Source organism: Alteromonas marina (assembly GCF_000808575.1).
Classification (GTDB): Bacteria; Pseudomonadota; Gammaproteobacteria; order Enterobacterales; family Alteromonadaceae; genus Alteromonas; species Alteromonas marina_A.
The window spans coordinates 1-25,322 of record NZ_JWLW01000012.1 but is presented as its reverse complement, the minus strand read 5'-3'; the positions used below and the strand labels follow the sequence as shown (position 1 = coordinate 25,322).

The following is a 25,322-nucleotide window of genomic DNA, read 5'->3' as shown; positions in this document are numbered from 1 at the left end:
ATACCTGACTAATTTACTGGGTCTTATACTTGACCATTTTAGTCGGGTATGTGAAAATTCTCGCACTATAAAACGGCGGGAGAATCCAATGAAACTCACTTCGAAAGGGCGCTATGCGGTTACCGCAATGCTTGATGTCGCTTTGCATTCAAAGCGTGGTCCAGTGCCTCTTGCCGACATTTCAGAACGACAAGAAATTTCTTTATCTTACCTTGAACAACTTTTTTCTCGATTGCGTAAAGAGCAATTGGTAGACAGCGTCCGCGGGCCTGGCGGTGGCTATTTATTAGGCCGTGAAGCAAGTAAAATTGCGATAGGCGAAGTCATTCGCGCCGTTGACGAGTCCATTGATGCGACACGTTGTCAAGGACAAGCAGACTGCCAAGGCGGCGATCGCTGTCTAACGCACAGCTTGTGGCAAGACCTAAGTGATCGCATTGCGGCGTTTTTAAATTCAATTACGCTGGGCGAATTAATGGCAAAGCGTGATGTGCAAGAGGTAGCCGACCGTCAAGACGGTAATGCCTCACTTCGTCATATCACCAAAGATATTGAAGTTAGTATCCAACTTTAAATTGGTATTGAGTAACGCATGGCTTTATCAACACCCATTTATTTAGATTACGCAGCAACAACACCGGTAGACCCAAGTGTGGCCGAGGCAATGGCAAAATGCCTAACGCTGGATGGCAACTTTGGTAACCCAGCTTCTCGTAGCTATCGCTTCGGCTGGATGGCAGAAGAGGCGGTTGATGTTGCTAGAAATCAAATCAGCGACGCGCTTAATTGCGACCCGAGAGAAATTGTTTTTACTTCGGGGGCCACTGAATCGAACAATCTTGCTATAAAAGGCGTCGCCCAAGGTTATGCCAATAAAGGCAAACATATTATTACCGTTAACACCGAACATAAAGCGGTGTTGGATACCTGTGAGTTCTTACAAAGCCAAGGCTTTGAAGTTACTTATCTTGAAGTATTGCCAAACGGTTTAATTGATTTAAATGATCTCGAAAACGCGTTGCGCGACGACACTATTCTGGTGTCGGTGATGCATGTGAACAATGAACTTGGGGTTATCCAAGACATTCAAGCTATTGGCCAGCTTTGTCGTGATAAAGGCGTTCTTTTTCATGTTGATGGTGCGCAAAGTGTGGGCAAAATTGCCATTGATTTAGCTGAGCTTCCTATCGATTTGCTGTCTATATCGGCGCACAAGATATACGGCCCGAAAGGTATGGGGGCACTATATGTGCGTCGCCGTCCTAAAATCAATCTGGTTGCACAAATTCATGGCGGGGGCCACGAGCGCGGTATGCGGTCGGGTACATTAGCCACCCACCAAATTGTTGGAATGGGTGAAGCCATCGCGCTAGCTTCTTCAAAAATAGAAGAGGATAGTGCGCGCATATTAGCGCTGCGTGAATCGCTGTGGCAAGGCCTTCAACAGCTCGACGATATCTATTTAAATGGGCACGCAACACAGCGTATCCCGAGTATTTTAAATGTGAGCTTTGCGGGTGTGGACGGTGAAAGCTTGATGATGGGCTTAAATGATATTGCCGTATCTTCTGGGTCGGCATGTACGTCAGCGAGTCTAGAGCCTTCGTATGTGCTGAAAGCGATTGGCCGCAGCAACGAATTGGCGCATGCAGGAATTAGATTCAGCGTGGGGCGTTTTACGACCCAAGAAGACATCGATTACGTAATACAAAAAGTAGTGGATGTAACCACAAGACTGCGCCAAGCGGTTTCAGCATAAACGCCTATACCGTCGTTGAGCGCGGGTTTTTGTAGTAGGCAAAGCGTAGTTAGTGTTAGCGCATTCTTTTTTATTTTAGTGAATGTGGAAGAAAATTAATGCGCGTTTAAAGGAAATTGACCTTCAAGCAGCGTTTAAAACGCGTAAGTGGCCATAAATTAATGGCTGAATATTTGAGTGAAATAGTCGGGTATTATATACTACGGCACCAAAATTTTAGGCTGTCCGCAATGTAACTGGCAGTTTTGGCAACTCTTTTGGGCGTAAACCCAAATAAATGACGTTGTTGAAGTTGAAAGTCTATATAAATTACCAAGACCGTGGGGTGATTTATTTGCCAGTTAAGTAGAAAGGTTAGTGGCAGCAAATGCAGGCAAACAAGTGAGATCCCAACATGAGTGAACAGATCGAACAGGCGTTAGAAAGAAAGTACGATGCGGGTTTCTATTCAGAAATCGAATCGGAAACGTTTGAAAGCGGCCTGGACGAGTCGGTTATCCGCCGCATATCAGCAATGAAAAACGAGCCTGAATGGATGCTTGAATGGCGTTTGAAGTCTTATCATGCATGGCTAGAAATGGAAGAGCCAGATTGGGCGCATGTCGACTATCCGAAAATCGATTATCAGGCCATTTCTTATTACTCGGCACCAAAGAGTATGAAAGATAAGCCTAAGTCGCTAGATGAAGTTGATCCTGAGCTACTTCGCACCTATGAAAAGCTGGGCATTCCTCTACACGAGCAGGAAATGCTGGCAGGTGTTGCGGTAGATGCGGTATTCGACTCGGTATCGGTTGTTACGACGTTCCGCGATAAGCTTGAAGAAGCGGGCGTGATCTTTTGCCCAATTTCTGAAGCGCTTCAGAAGTACCCAGACCTTGTAAAGAAATACATTGGTTCGGTAGTGCCGCGCACAGATAACTACTTTGCTGCGCTTAACAGCGCTGTATTTACTGACGGTTCATTTGTTTATATTCCAAAAGGCACACGTTGCCCAATGGAGCTTTCTACTTATTTCCGTATTAACGAAATGAACACCGGTCAGTTCGAGCGTACCTTGATTGTTGCTGATGAAGGCAGCTATGTAAGCTACCTTGAAGGTTGTACCGCTCCACAGCGCGATGAAAACCAGCTGCATGCGGCAGTGGTTGAGCTAGTGGCAATGGACGATGCGCAAATTAAATACTCAACGGTACAGAACTGGTACCCAGGTGACGAGAACGGTAAAGGCGGTATCTACAACTTCGTGACAAAACGTGGTGTAGCGCATACTAATGCCAAAATCTCGTGGACGCAGGTTGAAACGGGCTCTGCGGTTACGTGGAAGTACCCAAGCTGTGTACTTAAAGGCGACAATAGTGTAGGTGAATTCTACTCAGTAGCGCTAACTCGCGGTCGCCAGCAGGCTGATACCGGTACTAAGATGATCCACGTGGGTAAAAACACCAAGTCGACCATCATCTCTAAAGGTATCTCAGCGGGTCACAGCAATAACGCCTATCGCGGGCTGGTTCAAATGGGCTCTCGCGCAGACGGTGCACGTAACTTCACCGAGTGTGACTCGCTACTTATCGGTGACAAATGTGGCGCGCACACGTTCCCGTATATCGAAAGCCGCAACCCTTCTGCGATTGTTGAACACGAAGCAACAACATCGAAGGTGAGCGACGAACAATTATTCCTGTGTCAGCAGCGTGGCTTAGACACAGAGAAGGCCGTTTCTATGATTGTTAACGGTTTCTGTAAAGAAGTATTCAAAGAGCTGCCAATGGAATTTGCCGTAGAAGCCGGCAAGCTGCTCGAAATTAGTCTTGAAGGTTCAGTGGGGTAATCAATGCTTAGTATCAAGAATTTACATGCCAGCGTGGAAGAGAAGAACATCATTAAAGGTCTTAACCTTGAAGTTAAACCTGGTGAAGTACACGCTATCATGGGCCCCAACGGTGCCGGTAAAAGTACACTAGGCTACGTCCTATCTGGTCGTGACGGTTACGAAGTAAGCGAAGGCGAAGCAACGCTTAACGGTAAAGATCTACTAGAGCTTGAAGTAGAAGAGCGTGCCCGCGAAGGCCTTTTCCTTGCGTTCCAATACCCCGTTGAGATTCCTGGCGTAAGCAATATGGAATTCATGAAAGAGTCAGTTAACGCTATGCGCGAACAGCGCGGCGAAGCGCCATTAACTGCTGCTGAGTTTTTAAAGAAAGCAAAAGAAGCGTGTAAGCAAGTACAGCTTCCATTAGATTTCTTGAAACGCGGTGTGAACGAAGGTTTCTCTGGTGGTGAGAAGAAGCGTAACGAAATCATGCAAATGATTTTGCTAGAGCCAAAACTTTGTATTCTTGATGAATCAGACTCTGGCCTTGACGTTGACGCACTTCAGGTTGTTGCCGATGGCGTTAACAGCCAGCGCGACGGTGAGCGTAGCTTCATTGTTGTTACCCACTACCAGCGTCTTCTAGACTACATCAAGCCTGACTTTGTTCACATTCTTGCCGATGGCAAAATCGTGAAAAGCGGTGACGCGTCACTTGCGCTAGAAGTCGAGAAGAGCGGATACGCATTCCTAGGTAAAGCGTACGAGGAGGCTGAAGCATGAGTCAATGGCTAGAACAGGTCATTGATGCGGCGCAAATCTCCGATTACCTAGCGCCCGTGCGTCAGCAGGCCTTAGAAAAGTTAAAAGCCGATGGTTGGCCAGCCCGTAGAAACGAAAGCTGGCGTTTTACGCCGCTAACACCCGTTGAAAAGCGTGAAGCTAAGCAAGCGGTTCAGGCAGACAGTTTACCGGTACCTGCTATCGATAACCTAAATGCTATCGACCTTGTATTTGTAGACGGTGTCTTGGTCACGCAGGTTAACACGCTAAATGTGCCAGCGGGCATGAGCATCACGTCACTTAATAATGATGATACTGCCACGCAGCAAGCAATTAGCAGTGTATACGGTCAGGTTAAACCAACCCGTCATATGTTTGGCCTAGTTAACGATGCGCTGTGCCAACACGGTATATTTATTAATGTTGAAGCAGGCGTGAAAATCGACACGCCAGTGCGCATTGTGAACATGGCGTCGCAAAATGTTGATGCTCATACGCGTGTGGTGGTGAAGGTCGCTGAAGGCGCGAGCGCCACGGTTATCGAGCAAGGTTTTGGCGATGCGGAAAGCTTAACCACAGCGTTTGCTGAATATGACCTAGCTGATGATGCACATCTAGAACACTATCGTTTTGCTATGTTTACTGGCAAAGCTAAGCAATTAGGCGGCAGCCACTTTAAGCTTCATAACCGCACTACGCTTAACAGCACCATGGTGGGCTATGGAAGCGAGCTTTCCCGTTTAGATGTAGATATTCATCACGCCGGCGAATTTGCCGATGCGAAAATGAATGCCATTTATCTTCTGGCGGAAGGCGAGTTATTTGACCTTCACTCCACCATTGAGCACGCGATGCCTAATGGCACAACAGAAGAAAACGCGCGTGGGATTGTAGGCGATAAAGCACGTGCCGTGTTTAATGGTCGTATTCATATTCATCGTGACGCGCAAAAGACATTGGCTGAACTTAACAACCGCAACTTGTTGCTATCTCGCCGCGGCGTTATCAACACCAAGCCTGAGCTTGAAATTTATGCTGATGACGTAAAATGTGCTCACGGTGCAACGGTTGCTGAAATTGAAGAAGAAGCCTTGTATTACATGCTTACCCGCGGCGTTTCTCGTAGTAAAGCACTGGTAATGCTCAACTTTGGCTTCATTCAAGAGCTTATAAATGACGTGCCTAATGCGGCAGTCCGTGAATGGCTAGCACCAATTTTAAGTGAGCGCTTCGCCCAAATGGAGGTGAAATGAGCTTAGACGTTGCAGCACTTCGTGCCCAGTTTCCTATTTTATCTAAAACGGTAGACGGCAAGCCGCTGGTCTACCTAGATAATGCGGCAACAACACAAAAACCTCAGGCCGTTATCGACGCCTTAGTAGATTTTTACACGGGGACGAATGCAAACGTGCACCGCGGTGCGCACCATTTATCGGATGAAGCAACGCGCCGTTACGAAAATGCACGTACCAGCGTTGCAAAGTTCATTAACGCAAATGCCCGTGAAGAAGTTATTTGGACGTCGGGCACAACAGAAGCCATTAATATTGTGGCTAATGGCCTTGGTCAACTTCTTAGCGAAGGTGACGAAGTGATGGTGACTGAACTTGAGCACCACGCAAACTTGGTTACTTGGCAACAAGCGTGTCGCCGTTCTGGTGCAACGCTAAATGTTGTACCTATTTTCGACAGCGGAGAGTTAGACGTAGACGCTTTCGATAGACTGCTGTCTGAAAACACTAAGCTGGTGGCGTTTCCTCACGTATCGAATGCACTAGGTACGGTGAACCCAATTAAACTGCTTACTGAAAAAGCAAAAGCGGTAGGCGCATGGGTGCTGGTTGATGGCGCACAAGGCATTGCTCACGGCAGTGTTGACGTACAAGACATTGGCTGTGATTTTTACGCATTTTCGGGACACAAGCTATTCGGTCCAACAGGCATTGGCTGTCTGTGGGGCAAAAAAGAGGTGCTAGAAACCTGGCCTGTTTGGCAGGTAGGCGGCGAGATGATTAAAGACGTGACCTACCATGAAGCCACATGGGGGGCGTTGCCAAATCGCTTAGAAGCCGGCACGCCAAACATCGCAGGTGCCATTGGTATGGGGGCTGCAGTAGATTGGTTTAGTGCCCTTGATGTCAATGCTTTGCATGAACATGAACAAAAGCTGCTTGCCTATGCTACCGAGCAGGCCGAAGCGTTTGACGGTATGCGGATAATCGGTACGGCACCTAACAAGGTAGGCGTGCTGAGCTTTCTACTTGAAGGTGCGCACCCAGCGGACGTGGGCTTCATTCTCGATAGACAAGGCGTTGCGATCCGTACCGGTGATAACTGTGCACAGCCGCTAATGAAGCGCTTTGGTATTCCGGGTACTGCCCGTGCGTCGTTCTCAATTTACAATACGCTTGAAGAAGTAGACAGCCTATTTGCTGCGCTTAAAAAAGCAAAAATGATGTTGGCCTAAGGAGGCATTATGAGTGTTGAAACTTTCGTACCTAGTACAAAACTCATTTCGCTAACTGACAGTGCCGTTAAGCATTTCGAAAGTAAGCTTAAAGACAAGCCTGGTCAGTTAATTCGTTTATCGACAAAAGTAAGCGGCTGTACAGGTTACGCCTATGTGCTTGATTTCGCAGATAGTGCGCAAGCCGATGACGAAATTGTTGAAATTTCGCCAGTACTTAACGTAGCCGTGGCTGCAGATGCCACCGACCTACTGCGTAATACAGAAATTGATTACGTTACAGAAGGTGTGAACGGTGTCATTAAATACAACAACCCCAACGTGGTTGATGAATGCGGATGCGGTGAAAGCTTTAACGTAGGCTAAGTATCACGTAATAGGCCATCAGTGGTAGAACAAAGAGTACTAAGTAGTTTATGAAGCAAAAAATGGTGACCACCGAGCGCGATTGTAAAGCGCGCTTGGTTCCAGCGGGCAATCCTACCGTGATCCCTGAAGGCGAGTTTGTGAATATCACCCAAGAGCTCGGTGGTAACTATACGGTAACGTGGCGCGGCAACATGTACCGCATCGACGGTACTGATGCAGGTGCTATTGGCCGTAAGGCGATGACATTAAGCTTTGACGCGCCAGAAGATGGCAACATTAGTGAGCAGCAAGTGTGGGATGCGTTAGAAACTATCTTTGACCCTGAGATCCCTATCAACCTTGTATCCCTTGGTCTTATCTACAAAGTTGAAATTGACCAAGGCACAAGCAGCGTTAATATTGATATGACCCTGACCGCACCAGGCTGTGGTATGGGCCCAGTATTGGTTGGTGATGTTGAATACCGCGTTGCCATGGTTCCCCATGTTAAAAACGTTAACGTAGAGCTTGTATTCGACCCTGCATGGTCCCGTGATATGATGAGTGAAGAAGCACAGCTTGAAGCGGGTCTGTTCTTCTAATCATCCACGCAGTGAAATTTAATGACAAAACTTTTCAAACAAATTAAGCGGAAATAGCAATGCAACTACCTAGCAGTGACGAAATTATTGATGATTTAGCGTTCTTCGACGATTGGGAACAGCGTTATCAGTACATCATTGATTTAGGGAAATCTATTCCGGGCTTGCCTGAAGATGCTAAAACCCCCGAGCGTTTGGTCAAAGGGTGTCAGAGCAGCGTTTGGTTGGTGGAGTCTTATGACGGCAATAAAATCAACTTTGACGTGGACAGCGACGCCGTTATCGTTCAAGGCTTACTTGCGTTAGTACTTGCTGCTTATAATGACAAAACGCCAACAGATATTTTAGCATTTGATATCGACGGCTATTTTGAAGCACTAGACCTAGAGCGTCATATAACGCCAACTCGCGGTAATGGCTTACGCGCTATCGTGGGTAAAATTCAAGAATTAGCAAAAGCCAACGCTTAACTTTTTAAGCGTTGGTTTCTTTACGCCGTTTTAGGGTTTCATAGAAAGGCAGGGTGCAGATACATTTGCCGGTAACCACGTACTGCGCAAAATATTCTGTACGCTGTCATCATATTGTCATCGCTAACAGACTATCCTTTCCCTACATTTACGCATAAAAACAGTGCTTTATATCTGATTTGATAAAGGCTCTGGTCAAGCTGCTATTTATTGCCTATAATTCGCGGCCAAAATTTTAAAGATACACACACTATTTGTTTGGAGAGAGAACATGGCTCTTGAGCGTACTTTTTCGATTATCAAGCCTGATGCGGTAGCTAAAAACGTAATCGGTGCAATTTACAACCGTTTCGAATCTGCAGGTCTTCGCATCGTGGCATCTAAGATGATCCACATGAGCAAAGAGCAAGCAGAAGGCTTCTATGCAGAACACAAAGAGCGTCCTTTCTTCGGCGCACTTGTAGACTTCATGACGTCTGGTCCTGTTATGGTTCAAGTACTAGAAGGCGAAAACGCAGTTCTAGCTAACCGTGAAATCATGGGCGCAACTAACCCAGCTGATGCAGCTGCAGGTACACTACGTTCAGACTACGCTGCGTCAATCGACGAAAACGCAGTTCACGGTTCTGACGCACCTGAGTCAGCAGCACGTGAAATTGCTTACTTCTTCTCTGAAGAAGAAATCTGCCCACGTACTCGCTAAGATTACGTTGGTAGGTAAACGGGGCTATAAGCCCCGTTTTTTGTTTCTGAGCGTCTGAGCACGCTTTATGCTGCTTTGCTCGGCGCTCATTTAGGCGAGCTAAACCACGCTTCTCGCGCATTGCCTAAAGCGCGCTCAGATACTCAGAAGAAAGATACACGCTTTATGCTGCTTTGCTCGGCGCTCATTTAGGCAAGCTAAACCACGCTTCTCGCGCATTGCCTAAAGCGCGCTCGGTCACTCAGAAGAAAGATACACGCTTTATGCTGCTTTGCTCGGCGCTCATTTAGGCAAGCTAAACCACGCTTCTCGCGCATCGCCAAACTTAACGTTTCTCTGCGTTAAATCGGCTTTTTCTCAAATCTCATCTGTGGTAAAATCCGCGCAAATTTTAATCAGCGTTTTTCTTTTTCTTAAATGTCGCTCAAGACATAGTCGAATTGCTGGTTTTTACACCGTATTCAGTAGTAAGAGGGGCATCCCTCGAAGGTAAAAGGGTCATCTTATTCATGGCAAAAACTAACTTATTAAACTTAAATCGCGAAGGCTTGCGCAATTTCTTCAAAGAAATGGGCGAGAAACCGTTTCGTGCCGATCAGGTGATGAAATGGATTTACCAGCACGGTATCAGCGATTTCGAGGAAATGAGTAACCTCAATAAAAACCTTCGCGCGATGCTCATTGAAAATTGCGAAATTAAAGCGCCTGAAATTGCATACTTTCAAGAAGCGAGCGACGGCACGATTAAGTTTGCACTTACCCTTGAAGGTGGTCAGGAAGTTGAATCTGTTTGGATCCCAGAAACTGACCGTGCAACGCTTTGCGTGTCATCACAGGTAGGTTGCGCGCTAGAGTGTACTTTCTGTTCAACGGCGCAGCAGGGGTTCAATCGTAATCTAAGTGTAAGTGAAATTATTGGTCAGGTATGGCGTGTAGCTACTTTCCTTGGTCTTTCAAAAGACTCAAGCAAACGCCCTATCACTAACGTAGTAATGATGGGTATGGGTGAGCCACTGCTTAACCTTAAAAACGTTGTACCAGCAATGGATATTATGTTGGACGATTTTGGTTTCGGTCTGTCTAAGCGCCGCGTTACGCTAAGTACATCGGGCGTGGTTCCAGCGCTAGATATGTTGGGTGACCAAATAGACGTAGCGTTAGCTATTTCATTACACGCACCCACCGATGAGTTGCGCAACGAAATCGTGCCTATCAATAAGAAGTACAATATCGAAGCCTTCTTAGCAGGCGTACGTCGTTATCTGGCCAAATCTAAAGCGAACCAAGGCCGTGTGACGGTAGAATACGTTATGCTTTCAAACATCAATGACAGCACTGAACAAGCGCACCAGTTGGCAAAGGTATTGAAAGACACACCTAGTAAAATAAACTTAATACCATTTAACCCTTACCCGGGTTCGCCTTATACATGTTCAAGCAATTCGCGTATTGATAGATTCGCAAAAGTGCTTATGGAATATGGGTTTACAACCGTTGTGCGTAAAACGCGAGGTGATGATATCGACGCAGCATGCGGTCAATTAGTGGGTGATGTGGTAGACAGAACGAAAAGAATGTTAAAAAAACAGGTGAAGGGCGAAGCAATTTCAGTAAAAATGGCCCAATAATCATTAAGATATTAGGGTAAGACTATGGTTGCGGGATTGCGAACTTCACTTAAAATTGGTTTTTTAAGCGCGATTATTTTCACTTCTGGCTGTGTCAGTAATAGCCAATCAGGGTTGTATGGCGGTAACTTCGATCACGAAGAAGCCGCCAAAACACGTATGTCACTTGGTCTTACCTATCTACAAAATAACAATTACACCCAAGCTAAAAAGAACCTTGATAAGGCGCTTGCGTTCAACCCACGCTCTGCAGATGTACAGTACGCGATGGCGTATTATTATCAGCTGGTCGGAGATAACCTTCGAGCAGAAGAGTACTATGAAACTGCTATCGACCTTGCGCCTGACAATGGCGATATTGCCAATAGTTATGGCGCGTTTAAGTGCCAAAACGGCGAGTACGAAAAAGCCAAAGCCTACTTCTTTGATGCTATAAATAATCGTCTCTACGCAAACGCGGCACAAACATATGAAAACTTAGCGTTGTGCGCGCAAAGCCAAGGTAAGCTAGATGAAGCAATCGACTATTTTCAAGACGCATTAAAACATCAGCCTGCCAGGGGCAAGAGCCTGTTCTTACTCAGTGAACTTTACACGGTTTCAGAGCAATGGGAACTGGCTGAATCTACGTTACGAAAATACGAGCGTGTTGCCAAAGTTACGCCAGACTCTTTGTGGTTAGCGTATGAAATAGCGAAGGGCAAAGGTGATGTGGAAAAGGCGACGGGATATGGTGAAATGATGGTATCTCTGTTTCCCGAAAGCGAGCTGACAAAGCGCTATATAGCTAAGCGTGATAGCATGCAAAGCAGGGTGGTTAAAACGGTCAAATCCTCTTCCTCTGAGCAGACGTCGAAACAATCTATTAGTGAACAAAGCGAAGCATTATCAGCTCAGCAAGCATTGAGCAACGGGGAAGCTGAACCAACGACATCCGATAAAGGCATTACAGAAGAGCAGAGCGCAGCCTCTGACGACGAACAAACTACGACTGCGCAAGTGAGAGCTGATGATAAAAAGATAAATGCTGAATTATCTGCGCAAAGTGATAAATTCCATGTAGTAAAAGAAGGTGAAAACTTATATCGTATTTCTCTATTGTACAATATCAGAATGACGACACTGCAAGAGTGGAATAACCTAGAAAATACTGGCGCTATTATTGCTGGTCAAACGCTTTGGTTAGTACCACCGAGTATGCAGGAGGAATAAGGTTTAATGGTGTCAGAAGAAAACGCGAATCAAGAAGTTACTTCGCAACAACAAGAAAACACGCCAAGTCCAGGAGCAATGCTAAAAGCGCGCCGTGAAACGCTAGGTTTGTCTCAACAAGATATTGCCGATAAATTATTTTTAAAGGTTAAACAAATCAATGATTTAGAAAGTGACGTGATAGATGCTAACTCATCGGTTACTTTTACAAAAGGCTATGTGAGAAATTATGCTAAACAATTGGGTATGAATCCTCATGAGGTTATTGAAGCGTTTGAACGCTTCCATAATCAAACATCTGTACCTTCATCTGATAAGCTACAAAGTTTTTCAAAACGTGTTGCAAAACAGACACACGATGACCGTTGGATGATGGTTACTTACGTGATCTTACTTCTCATCATTGCTGGTGTAGTGGTGTGGTGGTACCAACAGCCAAGTGACGATGCTGTTTCTGACCTGCCATTAAATGAAGCCGTCAAGAGAGAAGCCGCTAACACACCTATCCCATCGGCGCGCACAGATACCGACAAAGTAACTACTGACGCTTCGTCGTCGCAGGGGGATACGGCTGGAAACAATCAGCTAGACACGGGTGCGAGCAATAGTTCAAACTCAGAAACCAGCGATGCGTTCAGCGACCAAGATAGCGGTTTTAACCAAGACGGTAGCTTGAATGATGGTGCAATCTCAGCACCCGATACAGAGGTAAATGATAGCAATAACCTAACCGCTCTGGTTAATTCTGCGAGTAGTAACGAACCCCAACCCAACCTTAATGTGAATAGTCAGTCTGACGCAGCGCCAATTGCTATGGTTTTCACTTTCGACGATGACTGTTGGGTGAATATTAAAGACGCGTCAGGTGAAGCGATTGCCTATGGGGTTAAACAAAAAGGGCGTGTGATGGAAATTCAGGGCGTTCCTCCTGTTGAAGTTACGCTCGGTGCACCGGATAATGTGCGCATATCAGTTAACGGTGACGCTGTTGATATCTCTTCATATCAAAATGGTAAAACAGCTCGCTTCGTACTTCCTTTATAGGTAATTAGATGTTTGCAGAAAGCCCTATTAAACGCAGAAAGTCTACGCGTATTAATGTAGGTAACGTTCCCATTGGTGATGGTGCGCCCATTGCCGTCCAGTCAATGACAAATACTCGCACTACAGATGTTGCGGCGACTGTCGACCAAATAAACCGTATTGTTGCAGTGGGTGGTGAGATCGTTCGAGTTTCTGTTCCCACAATGGAAGCGGCTGAAGCGTTTAAAGAAATTAAAAAGCAAGTGAGTGTGCCACTCGTTGCAGACATTCACTTTGACTACCGGATTGCACTGAAGGTCGCTGAATACGGCGTGGATTGCCTGCGTATTAATCCAGGTAATATAGGCAACATGGAGCGTGTACGCTCTGTAGTTGATTGTGCAAAAGATAAAAATATTCCAATCCGCATTGGTGTAAACGGTGGCTCGTTAGAAAAAGATTTACAAGAGAAGTACGGGGAACCAACGCCAGAAGCGCTGGTTGAATCCGCAATGCGTCATGTAGACATTCTCGACAAGCTTAATTTCGACCAGTTTAAAGTTAGTGTTAAAGCATCTGATGTTTTTCTTGCAGTTGGTGCATACCGCTTGCTTGCAAAAGAAATCGACCAGCCGCTTCACCTTGGTATTACTGAAGCAGGTGGCCAACGTGCTGGTGCTGTCAAAAGTGCAGTGGGTCTTGGTATGCTTCTGGCTGAAGGTATAGGCGATACGCTTCGTGTTTCACTAGCGGCCGACCCAGTAGAAGAAATTAAAGTAGGTTTTGATATCTTGAAGTCACTGCGTATTCGCTCGCGCGGTATAAACTTTATTGCTTGCCCGAGTTGTTCACGACAAGAATTCGATGTAATCGGCACGGTGAATGCTCTTGAGCAGCGATTGGAAGATATTCTTACGCCAATGGATGTCTCTATCATCGGTTGCGTGGTTAACGGCCCAGGCGAAGCAGAAGTGTCTGATTTGGGCCTCACTGGCGCACGTAACATGAGTGGCTTATACGAAGACGGTAAGCGCGTTAAAGAACGTCTTCCCAACGACGATCTAGTGGATAAGCTTGAAGCTAAGATTCGCGCCAAAGCATCGCGTATGAGTGAACAAAATAAAATTCAGGTCTCGGTTAAAGACTGAGACATTTTTTGTTCATTGTTGTTTATTCCCAAAGCCCCTATAATGCGGGGCTTTTCACTATTTAGCAGTATGAGAATTTCACGTGGCTAAGACTATTCAGGCAATTCGAGGCATGAATGACTGCCTACCGGAGGTTTCCGGTACATGGCAGAAGGTAGAATCTGTACTTCGTCAGGTTGTGGCGAGTTATGGTTACCAAGAAATACGTACTCCCATCGTTGAAAGCACCGACTTATTCAAACGCTCTATCGGAGAAGTGACCGATATCGTTGAAAAAGAAATGTATACCTTCGAAGATAGAAATGGCGACAGTCTAACGCTGCGCCCAGAAGGTACTGCAAGTTGCGTGCGCGCGGGTAACGAACACGGCTTATTATACAACCAGCAACAACGCCTGTGGTACATGGGGCCTATGTTCCGTCATGAACGTCCACAAAAAGGCCGTTACCGTCAATTCCACCAGTTTGGTGTAGAAACCTACGGTATGGACGGCCCTGACATCGACTTGGAAGTTATTCTTCTCAGTGCACGCTTTTGGAAAGCCTTTGGTATTCAGCAACACGTAAAACTTCAAATCAATACCTTAGGTTCAAACGAAGCTCGCGCTGCATATCGCGATACGCTCGTTGAATTTTTAAAACAGCGTGCAGACCAGCTAGATGAAGATTCATTGCGTCGACTTGAAACGAATCCACTTCGCGTACTCGATTCAAAGAACCCTGATGTTCAAGCTGCTATTGCTGATGCGCCAGCGCTAATCGATCATCTTGATGAAGAATCTAAAGTACATTTTGAAACCTTGTGTTCGCGCTTAACGCAAGCAGGCATCGAGTTTGAAATAAATCCTCGACTAGTGCGCGGATTAGATTACTACAACCGTACGGTGTTTGAGTGGGTGACAGATAGCCTGGGAGCTCAAGGTACAGTGTGTGCTGGAGGCCGTTACGATGGCTTGGTAGAGCAACTGGGCGGTAAAGCTACGCCTGCGGTTGGCTTCGCTATGGGCATTGAACGTTTGGTACTGTTGCTAACCACGTTAACCGAAGAAGGTCAGGACTCAAGTTTCGCAGACGTTTACGTAACGGCGATGGGCGAAGAGGCACAGTCATACGCTATTGAGGTAGCAGAGCATCTTCGAAATACGCTTTCTAATACACGCATAATGATGCACTGTGGCGGCGGCAACTTTAAAAAACAATTAAAGCGTGCTGATAAAACAGGCGCACGTTTAGCGCTGCTTTTAGGCAATGACGAAATGCAGTCTCGCGAAGTAGGTGTTAAACCACTGCGCGATGGTCAAGAACAAGTTACAGTCAGCTTCGATACCTTATCTGATAAGGTTGCAGAGATGCTGAGCGCAAAATAAAAAGAGGACATCATGGAACAGTTCGCAACAGAAGAACAACAAGTAGAAGCGATTAAACGTTTTTGGAAAGAGCACGGTACTGCAATTATTGTCGGTGCAGCGCTTGGTCTAGGTGGCCTGTGGGGCTGGAGAGCGTATTCCGAAGCGCAGATTGAAAATAAAGAAGCAGCATCGGTAGCGTACCAAAATGCTGTTGAAACATTTGGTACAGAAGATAGTGAAGCCAAGGTTAAGGCCTTCATAGAAGAGAATAAAGACAGCGGCTACGCAAGCATTGCCAGCCTTCTTGCTGCTAAGCAAGCGGTAGATGCCGGTGATTTAGATGCTGCAGCTTCTCACCTAAATAGCGTTGTAACTTTTGCCGAAAATGATGAATTGAAAGTGCTTGCGTCACTTCGTTTATCGCGTGTGCAAATTGAAATGAACCAGCTGGACGCGGCGTTGTCTACGCTTAGCAATGTAACAAATGACGCATTTTCAGCAGAAGTTTCTGAATTAAAAGGCGATGTTTATCAAAAACAAGGCAAGTTTGATGATGCTCGCTTGGCTTATTCAAATGCGTTAGAAAAAAATGCCAACAATCCGCTTTTACAAATGAAGCTAGATAACCTGTCGGTATCTGCTGCGCAATAAGCGAAAGCCTTAGGGCTGGTATAAATAATAAAGAGGTACGCAATTTGTTTCACAACACGTGTGGCCGTAAAGGTCGATTCGCTCGCACGATAGGTATAGCACTGGCAGTGTCTATCACAATGTCTGGCTGCTCTACTATTTCAGACTGGTTTGCAGATGACGAGGAATTAGAAATTCGTCGTTTAAAGCCTATTGAGGCTAAGTTTACGCCTGAATTGGTATGGGACCGTGATATTGGTGATGGCGTTGACCGCTACTTCTCTCGCCTTCGTCCTGTGTATGCTTACAACAAGCTTTTCGCCGCCGACCGCCACGGTGTGGTTGTCGCGATGGAGCCGGAAACAGGAAAAGTATTGTGGGAAAAAGATTTCGCACAGTTTCGTTCAGAAGGCATGTTAAGTTCGGTAACTAAACTTTGGCGTAGTGGTGAAACCGCGCGTATTGGCGGTATTTCTGTTGCAGATAGACACGTATTTATTGGTACAGAAAACGGGTACGTTGCTGCAATGGACGCTGAAACCGGCGAGCTTGTGTGGGAAGCGACGGTACCGGGAGAAATTTTAGCTGCGCCGGCTGCAGATGAAGGTATTCTTGTTGTTAATACCGGTGCAGGCAGCTTGTTTGGTTTTAATACCCGTACCGGAGAGCAAATGTGGCGACACGAGGGTGACACGCCCCCGCTAACACTACGCGGCATCTCTGGCCCAATTGCGTCTAATGGTGGCGCTATCGTGGGTACCCCGACAGGTAAGATTCAAGTAAACCTTATCGAAACCGGCGTACTTGCATGGGAAACAGTAATTGCAACGCCTTCTGGTGCAACAGAGCTAGAACGTATTGTTGATATCGATACTACGCCGGTGCTTTATGGCGGTACGATTTATACAGTCTCATATAATGGCACCTTGGCAGCAGTAGAGCTTCGTTCAGGTCGCGTTATTTGGAAACGTGAATACGCATCGTTTCGCAATCTGAATATCGATGGAAACAAAATTTTTGTCGTAGACAACAACTCTAACATATATGCCCTTGATAGACGTAACGGCGTAGAATTGTGGTCTCAAGGTTTACTTAAAAAACGTTCGCTAACAGCTGCTACCCCGGTGGGAGAGTACGTTGTTGTGGGCGATAACTGGGGCTTTTTACACTGGATTGAGCAAGAATCTGGAAAAGTCGTTGCTCGGTTAGACGTAGGTGGCGATGATGAAGATGATGCTATTTTTGCAGCACCAGTTAACGTTGACGGTAATGTCATTGCAGTGACCAGAAGTGGCGAAATAGTGTCAGTACGTATACCGAATTAGTGGTATAGCGACATTTCAATTTCCAAAAGGCGTTACAAGTAGAATTTGTAACGCCTTTTTTATAACTTGTTTCACTTATCGCTGGGCATAACATCGCAACGAAGAGTGTTCATTCTTCGTCGAACTGAACTCATTGGTATTAGGTAGTGAACAAGGTATAATGCGCCTATTCTCAAGAGCCTCATAACTAATCACCTATCGTTAGAGAAAGAATATTCCAGACGTAATTTGTAGTACATGGTGTATGTGGCTTGTGCTTTTTTCGCTTTCATGACCCCTAGGATCTGATAAATGTTACCCGTTGTTGCTTTGGTTGGCCGCCCTAATGTTGGCAAATCAACCTTGTTTAATCGCCTTACCAATACCCGAGATGCACTAGTTGCAGACTACCCAGGGTTAACTCGCGACCGTAAATACGGCCAAGCGAAGTTTGAAAAGCGCCAGTTTATTGTTGTTGATACCGGCGGTATTACAGGTGATGAAGAGGGTATTGATGCTGAAATGGCACAGCAGTCTTTGTTGGCGATTGAAGAGGCTGATGTCGTTTTATTTCTGGTTGACGCTAGAGCAGGTATGTTGCCGGCTGATCAGGGAATTGCTGATCACTTAAGACGCATAAACAAAAAAGTATTTGTGGTTGCGAACAAAGTTGACGGCATTGATGGCGATAGCGAAAGCGCAGAATTCTACTCGTTAGGTTTAGGTGAAATAAAGCAAATTGCAGCGGCCCATGGTCGCGGCGTTAGTCAGTTGTTACAAGATGCCCTAAAACCGCTGGAAACTGACTTTCCTGACATGGAGATTGTCGACGAGGAACCTGAGGAAGAAGAGGATGCTGAAACACAGCGTCAGCGCTTACAAGCGCTGCCTATCAAACTTGCTATCGTAGGTAAACCCAATGTAGGTAAGTCGACACTAACGAACCGCATTCTTGGTGAAGAGCGCGTGGTGGTATTCGACATGCCTGGCACCACCCGAGACAGCGTGTACATTCCAATGGAAAGGGATGAGCGAGAATATATCCTAATTGATACCGCGGGTGTAAGAAAACGCAGAAAGATCAGTGAAGCGGTAGAGAAGTTTTCTATTGTTAAAACCCTTCAGGCCATTGAAGAAGCTAACGTAGTACTATTGGTTATTGATGCCAGAGAAGGCATTACCGATCAAGACTTGAGTTTACTCGGGTTTGTCCTCAATTCAGGGCGCTCTTTGGTTGTGGCCGTAAACAAATGGGATGGGTTGAGTACAGATGTTAAGGATGATATCAAGCGAGAGATGGACCGCCGTCTAGGCTTCATAGATTTCGCAAGAATTCACTTTATATCCGCGCTTCATGGCTCTGGTGTGGGCAACCTATTTGAGTCTGTGCAAGAAGCGTATATGAGTGCGACTAAGCGTATTAATACTGCTCTGCTCACGCAAATTATGGAAATGGCGCAGGATGACCATCAGCCGCCACTTGTACGCGGTCGTCGAGTGAAAATGAAATATGCCCACGCAGGCGGTTATAACCCACCGGTTATCGTTATTCACGGTAACCAAGTGGATGACTTACCAAGCTCGTACAAACGTTTCTTGATGAATTATTTCAGAAAAGCGCTAGAAATTATGGGTACGCCTATCAAAATAGAGTTCAGAGAAGGCAACAACCCGTTTGAAGGTAAAAAGGCTAATTTAACCTTAGCGCAGCAGCGCAAGCGTCGCCGTATGATGTCTTACTACAAAGATAAAAAGTAGCCTTTTTAAGGATAGGGCGCTATTTCTGACCAAGTGGCGATAGCGTCCATGCTTTTACACTACTCAATTTCCCCACTATTGTGGCATGATGAAATCCCCAATTAGACTCGCTGTAGCGTGAATTGCATTTTGCCAGTCGTATTCAACTCTACGGTTTTCTTGATTTAATCTGCTAGGTCATTATTACACTTAGGTTGTATTCTTTTCCTGCTATTCCCACTTTCTCTTAGTTCACATATTCAGTCATTTATAGGTACGTACCTTTGAATTCGGGAGGTTACCACGAATGTGAAATTTGGAGCTGTTTTTGCAGACACTAACTGTTTAGCAGGCAGCCAGCAGTGTTTTGGGAGATAAAGTGTCAGTAGAAAAATTGGTTAAAGTCGCCTCACCACTTCAAAAAAATCAAATGTATAACTGGTTTGATAGGTATAAACCAAAAGAGCAGCAAAAAGTATATATTCTCACCGCCAAAACAGAAGAAAAGCCAACGTTGAGTTTGCCGCTAGTTAAACGACGTTCTGCGAAAAAAGCTTAACGCGCTCTTTCCAAAAGCAGAGAGCGAACCTTTTTCATCATTTCAGACTCTTGCGGAACTTCTACGTTAACAATCAATTGATTGACAATGTTGTCTGAAAAGTCAGGAGGAAAAGTCGTAGACACTTTTACGATTTTATCTTGTAGCTTAAAGACATAGGTTGTCGCGTAAATTGTTGGTGATGTTTCAGATGTCGCGCTCAGCCCCAATCTCCATCCTCTTAATGCGCTGTTAACCTCGTAGCGTGAGGCTGGACTGATTTGAGACAAAGTTAACTGCTGTAAATCGGCTGTAGCACTAGCTCTTTGCAGATCACTTTCTAGTTGCTTAGGAAGTAGCTCGTTTTCATCTGAAGAAAGCTGATCTAAAAAGGGATATACGGTGACATCAACGAGCGCATCTTCAAACTCAGGGTGTATATAGCGAGTAATTGCGCCGTTAAACGGGTCTGGATATAACTGAGTATCTAATTTAGTGAAGTCGCCAATGGCGTTTGGTACCTGTAATCCACCCTTATAGTCGCTAGCTTCTAGCGCATCGAACAAAAACTGGCTGGTAAATAATCCAGAGTTTTTGGCATGTTGAATCCAGCGGGCAATCAACGATTGCGCTTCTTCCTCGGCTAAAGCGGTTTCCGTTTTCACATCTGTGTTTTCTAGAGCACTGGCATCAAATGAAGATGAGTCAATTTCTATCCCTCGCCATTGTAGAGTGAATTCTGCAAATTGTTTTGCGTGCTGTCGATGCATGCCAGGCGCTGCGCCAACGTTAGCAATCAATAGTTCGTAGTCGTTTCCTTCGCCATAAGGAAACAAATGACTGAATTCTCCTGATTCGCTTAGGAGTTTAATAAAGCTGTCGGGCGAAATAGCATCTTCAAAACACAAATTAGTGGATTGAGAAGAATTAGCTTCGCTTAATGCTCGCTGGGCTCCACAAGCCCTGAGTAACGTCTCGCTTGGGTAGGTTGAAAAAACAGAGACAGGTTGATTGACCATAGAAGCAAAGGTGAAGTCAGGCACTAGTAATAGTACAAAAACGCACAAAGGTGTCAAAATTTTTGATACAGCGAACCGCTGTGACTTTAGGCTCCAAAATGCACAGGCCCGCTGGTAAATACTGGAAAAGGAAAACGCGTTTACATGAACGGGCATAATACTTAAGGCTACCTATTGCCGTTGAATGTGTGTCACTGTACTGGTTATTTCTCCGTCAGTCACCCGAGATTTTATCTCATCACCTACATTTACTTTATTCACGCTATTAATGGCTGCTTTGTCGGACAAAGTAATGCTGTAACCACGGGCGAGCGTTGAAAGAGGACTTACGGATTGTAAGAGGCTAACCTTACCACCAAGTTCATTTTTTTTGCTTCTAATGAGTGTATTCATGCTTGATAAGAGCTTGGTGCTAGCGTAATTCAGTTTGTCTTTTGCACGCGCCACGTTTGCTGATGGCGATTGTTTGTTTAGCCTGTAATCAAGACCTTGTAATCGCTTCTCTGCTTTTGCCAAGTCGTTTTGCATCTTATGCGCTAAACGAAGTTGTAGTCTGTCTAACGTTTGCCACTGCGATTGGATGCGGCTTTGTGGATGCAACGCATTTAGCCGTTGTTTCTTTAAAACAAGCTGTTGTTTACTCGTTTGAAGGTACTGATGTATTGCCCTTGCTAAGCGCTGTTTTTGCTGACTTAGCGTTTGGTAAAGAGCGGCAGAATCCTGACTTAAGATTTCGGCAGCAGCAGATGGGGTAGGGGCGCGAACATCGGCGACGAAGTCACTAATGGTGAAGTCTACCTCATGGCCTACGGCGCTAACTATGGGAAGGGCACTTGCAGCGACTTCTCTTGCCAAGCTTTCATCATTAAAACACCACAAGTCTTCTAATGAACCGCCGCCTCGCGTAAGTAACAGCACATCCACTTCTGCGCGGCGGTTAGCCGTTCTCAACGCATTAATTAACTGTAAAGGTGCGGTTTCACCCTGAACCATCGACGGATAAACAATGATTTCGGTTTGTGGGCTGCGTCGTTTTAATACACTTAATACATCGTGAAGCGCTGCACCGCTTGATGAAGTTATTACGCCGATGCGATTAATGCGTTCAGGTAGCGCTCGCTTGTTAGCAGTATCGAACAAGCCTTCATTGTTGAGTTTGAACTTTAGGGCTTCGAACGCTTGCTTAAGCGCACCTTCGCCATCGCTTTCCATGTGTTCGACAACCAGTTGATAGTCGCCGCGTGCTTCGTAAAGGCCAACCGACGCTCGCACTAAAATTTTGTCGCCTTCTTTAGGGCGAATGCGAACATTGCGGTTTGATCCCTTGAACATGGCCGCGCGAACTTGGGCTTTGTTGTCCTTCAGCGTGAAATACCAATGCCCTGATGCGGCTGCCACAAAGTTTGATATTTCAGCCGATAGCCAAATAAGGCCAATTTCGCCTTCCAGTACGGTTCTGGCTAAGCGATTTAGCTTGGTAACTGTTAAAATTTGTCGAGACGTAGATGGCGAATTTGTAAACATAAAAAAAATCACTGGGTTTAATACATTTAGAGTTTACCTGAAAACTAAAAAACACTACAATTGCGCCGCAATTAACCCTCAACTGAATAGGTGTTGTTGCATGCTACGTATCATCCAAGAAGCCCTGACGTTCGACGATGTGTTGCTGGTTCCCGGCCACTCGACCGTCCTCCCTCACACAGCCAACTTACAAACACGCCTTACGCGTGGTGTAACGTTAAATATTCCAATGGTGTCTGCTGCCATGGACACGGTTTCTGAAGCCCGTCTAGCTATTGCGCTAGCCCAAGAGGGTGGTATTGGTTTCATTCATAAAAACATGAAGCCCGAAGAGCAAGCCAAACACGTACGTGAAGTTAAGAAATACGAAAGTGGTGTGGTATCTGACCCGGTAACGGTTGAAGAGAATGCGACCATTGGTGAAGTTATCGCGCTTTCTAAGCGTCTTGGTTACTCTGGCTTCCCGGTGACTGACAAAGATAATAACCTAATTGGTATTGTGACAGGCCGCGATCTTCGCTTTGAAAAGCGTTTGAATTTGCCTATTAGAAACGTAATGACCGGTAAGGATGATCTGGTTACCGTAAAAGAAGGTGCAAGCTCTGATGTGGTGTTAGACCTTATGCACGAACACCGCATTGAAAAAATTCTTGTTGTCGACGACGCGTTTAAGCTTACAGGCCTTATTACTGTTAAAGACTTCCAGAAAGCAGAAAACAAGCCTAACGCATGTAAAGACTCGCTTGGTCGCCTACGTGTTGGTGCTGCGGTAAGCGTTGGCCCAGGTACTGACGAACGTATTGCACTACTTGTAGATGCAGGCGTTGACGTTCTACTTATCGATACCTCTCACGGTCACTCACAAGGCGTTATTGACCGTGTTAAGAAAGTACGTGCTGATTATCCCGATGTACAAATTATTGCGGGTAACGTTGCAACGGGCGATGGCGCGAAAGCACTTGCCGAAGCCGGCGTAGATGCTGTTAAAGTGGGTATTGGCCCTGGTTCAATTTGTACTACTCGTATCGTAACCGGATGCGGTGTGCCTCAAATTACTGCGGTATCAGATGCAGTAGAAGCGCTGAAAGATACTGACATTCCAGTTATCGCTGACGGCGGTATTCGTTTTTCGGGTGACATTGCTAAGGCGTTGGCTGCTGGCGCAAGCTGCGTAATGGTTGGCAGCATGCTAGCAGGTACTGAAGAAGCGCCAGGGGAAGTAGAACTTTTCCAAGGCCGTTATTACAAGTCATATCGCGGTATGGGTTCACTAGGCGCTATGGATCAAAGCCACGGTTCGTCAGACCGTTACTTCCAAGATTCTGATAACGCTGAGAAATTGGTACCAGAAGGTATTGAAGGCCGCGTAGCGTACAAAGGTCCAATTGCTAATATTATCCATCAGCAAATGGGCGGCTTGCGCTCAGCCATGGGCTTAACGGGCTGCGCCACCATTGAAGAGCTCAATACCAAGGCTCAATTTGTGCGCGTAACTTCAGCCGGAATGGGCGAGAGTCACGTACACGATGTAAGCATTACCAAAGAAGCGCCAAACTACCGTTTAGGTTAAGGCGACCGACGACTGCGAGGCTGGTACTACACCAGCCTTTGTTCTTTTATTTAACGGGTAAAAATAAAACATGACCACAAATATCCACGACCAACGCATACTTATTTTGGATTTTGGCTCGCAATACACGCAGTTGATAGCACGTCGTGTTCGCGAAATTGGCGTTTACTGTGAGCTTTGGGCTTGGGATGTAACTGAAGAGCAAATCCGCGAGTTTAATCCACAAGGGATTATTCTGTCAGGTGGCCCAGAGTCAGTAACTGAAGAAGGCTCACCACGTGCGCCAGAGTACGTATTTGAAGCCGGCGTGCCAGTGCTAGGCGTGTGTTATGGCATGCAAACCATGGCACAACAGCTAGGTGGTGGCGTACTGGGTTCTGACAAGCGTGAATTTGGTTATGCGCAAGTAGAAGTGATAAAGCCAAGCCCGCTGCTAGATAAAATTGAAGATGCCATAGGTGATAACGGCGCGGCGCTGCTTGACGTATGGATGAGCCACGGCGATAAAGTGGCTGCTATTCCTGAAGGTTTTGAAACCATCGCGCAAACTGCTTCATGCCCACATGCGGCAATGTATAACGCAGAGAAGCAATTCTATGGCGTGCAGTTCCACCCTGAAGTGACTCACACTCGCCAAGGCATGCGTCTATTGACGCACTTTGTCATGGATATCTGTAAGTGTGAAAAACTGTGGACAGCAGGCGCCATTATTGACGACGCCATTGAGCGTATAAAAGAGAAAGTGGGTGATGAAGAAGTCATCCTTGGCCTTTCAGGCGGCGTAGATTCTTCAGTAACAGCCATGCTGCTTCACCGTGCGATCGGCGACAAACTTACCTGTGTGTTTGTAGATAATGGCCTGCTTCGTTTAAATGAAGCTGATCAGGTTATGGAAATGTTTGGTGACCACTTCGGGCTTAACATTATCCGTGTAGACGCTGAAGAGCGTTTCCTTGATCGCCTAAAAGGTATAGAAGACCCTGAGCTGAAACGTAAAGCTATTGGTAATGAGTTTGTTCGTGTATTTGACGAAGAAGCGGGCAAGCGTCAAAACGCGAAGTGGTTAGCGCAAGGCACCATCTACCCAGACGTTATCGAGTCTGCAGGTTCTGCAACCGGTAAAGCGCACGTAATCAAATCGCACCACAACGTGGGCGGCCTTCCAGAAGATATGGAGCTAGGCCTTGTTGAGCCACTGCGTGAACTCTTTAAAGACGAAGTACGCAAAATCGGCCTTGAGCTAGGTTTACCGTACGACATGCTTTACCGTCACCCGTTCCCTGGTCCGGGTCTAGGTGTTCGTGTACTTGGTGAAATTAAGAAAGAATATTGCGACTTACTGCGTCGCGCTGACGCTATCTTCATTGAAGAGCTATATGCAGCTGATCTATACCAAAAAGTAAGCCAAGCGTTTACCGTATTCCTTCCAGTGCGCTCAGTAGGCGTAATGGGTGATGCGCGTAAATACGACTGGGTGGTAAGCCTTCGCGCAGTAGAGACTATCGACTTTATGACGGCTCACTGGGCTCACTTACCCTACGACTTCCTAGGTAAAGTGTCGAATCGCATTATCAATGAAATCGATGGCATTAGCCGTGTGGTTTACGACATTTCTGGTAAGCCACCTGCTACAATTGAGTGGGAATAAACGGGTGTAAATTTACCGAAATGAAAAGAGAGCCTTCGGGCTAATGCC

23 protein-coding genes are annotated in these 25,322 nt (G+C 46.0%); 21 read left to right on the top strand and 2 right to left on the bottom strand.

Annotation, left to right across the window (positions count from 1 at the left end; genetic code table 11):
- The first annotated feature begins 88 nt into the window (after positions 1-88).
- The 19 genes from iscR (at position 89) to RJ41_RS05695 (ending at position 19,534) form a co-directional block, all read left to right on the top strand.
- Positions 89-574, top strand: coding sequence for a Fe-S cluster assembly transcriptional regulator IscR (gene iscR, locus RJ41_RS05785; RefSeq protein ID WP_014950178.1), 486 nt, complete (start codon positions 89-91; stop codon positions 572-574).
- 18 nt (positions 575-592) lie between these two features.
- A complete protein-coding gene (locus RJ41_RS05780; protein WP_039218158.1) occupies positions 593-1,759 on the top strand; it encodes an IscS subfamily cysteine desulfurase in 1,167 nt (388 codons plus the stop codon).
- Positions 1,760-2,153: 394 nt separating this feature from the next.
- On the top strand, positions 2,154-3,590 hold the full coding sequence (gene sufB / locus RJ41_RS05775; RefSeq protein ID WP_039218155.1) for a Fe-S cluster assembly protein SufB: 1,437 nt from the start codon (positions 2,154-2,156) through the stop codon (positions 3,588-3,590).
- Positions 3,591-3,593: 3 nt separating this feature from the next.
- Positions 3,594-4,355 carry a Fe-S cluster assembly ATPase SufC gene (gene sufC, locus RJ41_RS05770; protein ID WP_014979831.1) on the top strand — a complete coding sequence of 254 codons (762 nt, stop codon included), beginning with the start codon at positions 3,594-3,596 and terminating at the stop codon, positions 4,353-4,355.
- The gene (sufD, locus tag RJ41_RS05765) at positions 4,352-5,608 is read left to right on the top strand and encodes a Fe-S cluster assembly protein SufD (protein WP_039218152.1); all 1,257 of its coding nucleotides are present in this window, start codon (positions 4,352-4,354) and stop codon (positions 5,606-5,608) included. Before sufC ends, sufD begins: the two co-directional genes overlap by 4 nt.
- Positions 5,605-6,822 carry an aminotransferase class V-fold PLP-dependent enzyme gene (locus tag RJ41_RS05760; protein WP_039218149.1) on the top strand — a complete coding sequence of 406 codons (1,218 nt, stop codon included), beginning with the start codon at positions 5,605-5,607 and terminating at the stop codon, positions 6,820-6,822. The genes sufD and RJ41_RS05760 overlap by 4 nt, the downstream gene beginning before the upstream one ends.
- Before the next feature lie 9 nt (positions 6,823-6,831).
- Positions 6,832-7,188: a HesB/IscA family protein gene (locus tag RJ41_RS05755; protein WP_014979828.1), complete on the top strand. Its 357-nt coding sequence runs from the start codon at positions 6,832-6,834 to the stop codon at positions 7,186-7,188.
- Between the two features lie 50 nt (positions 7,189-7,238).
- On the top strand, positions 7,239-7,772 hold the full coding sequence (gene sufT, locus RJ41_RS05750) for a putative Fe-S cluster assembly protein SufT (RefSeq protein ID WP_039218147.1): 534 nt from the start codon (positions 7,239-7,241) through the stop codon (positions 7,770-7,772).
- A gap of 59 nt (positions 7,773-7,831) precedes the next feature.
- The gene (locus RJ41_RS05745) at positions 7,832-8,242 is read left to right on the top strand and encodes a SufE family protein (protein ID WP_014950170.1); all 411 of its coding nucleotides are present in this window, start codon (positions 7,832-7,834) and stop codon (positions 8,240-8,242) included.
- A 271-nt stretch (positions 8,243-8,513) separates the two neighbouring features.
- Entirely contained in the window at positions 8,514-8,945 is a 432-nt protein-coding gene (gene ndk, locus RJ41_RS05740) for a nucleoside-diphosphate kinase (RefSeq protein ID WP_012519000.1), read from the top strand.
- A gap of 509 nt (positions 8,946-9,454) precedes the next feature.
- Positions 9,455-10,573 (top strand): dual-specificity RNA methyltransferase RlmN, encoded by a 1,119-nt coding sequence (rlmN, locus tag RJ41_RS05735; RefSeq protein ID WP_014977032.1) that lies wholly within the window; start codon positions 9,455-9,457, stop codon positions 10,571-10,573.
- Positions 10,574-10,597: 24 nt separating this feature from the next.
- Positions 10,598-11,785, top strand: a complete 1,188-nt coding sequence (pilW, locus tag RJ41_RS05730) for a type IV pilus biogenesis/stability protein PilW (RefSeq protein WP_039218139.1) — start codon at positions 10,598-10,600, stop codon at positions 11,783-11,785.
- 6 nt (positions 11,786-11,791) lie between these two features.
- Positions 11,792-12,829, top strand: a complete 1,038-nt coding sequence (locus RJ41_RS05725; protein WP_039218136.1) for a RodZ domain-containing protein — start codon at positions 11,792-11,794, stop codon at positions 12,827-12,829.
- An 8-nt stretch (positions 12,830-12,837) separates the two neighbouring features.
- A complete protein-coding gene (gene ispG, locus RJ41_RS05720; RefSeq protein ID WP_039218134.1) occupies positions 12,838-13,956 on the top strand; it encodes a flavodoxin-dependent (E)-4-hydroxy-3-methylbut-2-enyl-diphosphate synthase in 1,119 nt (372 codons plus the stop codon).
- 82 nt (positions 13,957-14,038) lie between these two features.
- Positions 14,039-15,322 carry a histidine--tRNA ligase gene (gene hisS, locus RJ41_RS05715; RefSeq protein ID WP_084081772.1) on the top strand — a complete coding sequence of 428 codons (1,284 nt, stop codon included), beginning with the start codon at positions 14,039-14,041 and terminating at the stop codon, positions 15,320-15,322.
- A gap of 12 nt (positions 15,323-15,334) precedes the next feature.
- On the top strand, positions 15,335-15,955 hold the full coding sequence (locus RJ41_RS05710) for a YfgM family protein (protein ID WP_039218128.1): 621 nt from the start codon (positions 15,335-15,337) through the stop codon (positions 15,953-15,955).
- A gap of 44 nt (positions 15,956-15,999) precedes the next feature.
- Positions 16,000-17,259 carry an outer membrane protein assembly factor BamB gene (bamB, locus tag RJ41_RS05705; RefSeq protein WP_084081770.1) on the top strand — a complete coding sequence of 420 codons (1,260 nt, stop codon included), beginning with the start codon at positions 16,000-16,002 and terminating at the stop codon, positions 17,257-17,259.
- 291 nt (positions 17,260-17,550) lie between these two features.
- Complete coding sequence (der, locus tag RJ41_RS05700) at positions 17,551-18,996, top strand: ribosome biogenesis GTPase Der (protein WP_039218126.1); 1,446 nt, start codon at positions 17,551-17,553, stop codon at positions 18,994-18,996.
- A gap of 358 nt (positions 18,997-19,354) precedes the next feature.
- Positions 19,355-19,534: a hypothetical protein gene (locus RJ41_RS05695; protein ID WP_039218122.1), complete on the top strand. Its 180-nt coding sequence runs from the start codon at positions 19,355-19,357 to the stop codon at positions 19,532-19,534.
- Here the strand turns inward: RJ41_RS05695 and RJ41_RS05690 are convergent.
- Entirely contained in the window at positions 19,531-20,556 is a 1,026-nt protein-coding gene (locus RJ41_RS05690) for a hypothetical protein (RefSeq protein ID WP_240485735.1), read from the bottom strand. The two genes, RJ41_RS05695 and RJ41_RS05690, sit on opposite strands and share 4 nt — an antisense overlap.
- A gap of 147 nt (positions 20,557-20,703) precedes the next feature.
- On the bottom strand, positions 20,704-22,056 hold the full coding sequence (xseA, locus tag RJ41_RS05685) for an exodeoxyribonuclease VII large subunit (protein WP_039218116.1): 1,353 nt from the start codon (positions 22,054-22,056) through the stop codon (positions 20,704-20,706).
- 100 nt (positions 22,057-22,156) lie between these two features.
- On the opposite strand from xseA, the gene guaB reads away from it, so the two are divergent.
- Complete coding sequence (gene guaB / locus RJ41_RS05680; protein ID WP_039218114.1) at positions 22,157-23,626, top strand: IMP dehydrogenase; 1,470 nt, start codon at positions 22,157-22,159, stop codon at positions 23,624-23,626.
- A gap of 70 nt (positions 23,627-23,696) precedes the next feature.
- Positions 23,697-25,274 (top strand): glutamine-hydrolyzing GMP synthase, encoded by a 1,578-nt coding sequence (gene guaA, locus RJ41_RS05675; RefSeq protein ID WP_039218111.1) that lies wholly within the window; start codon positions 23,697-23,699, stop codon positions 25,272-25,274.
- Positions 25,275-25,322 lie beyond the last annotated feature (48 nt).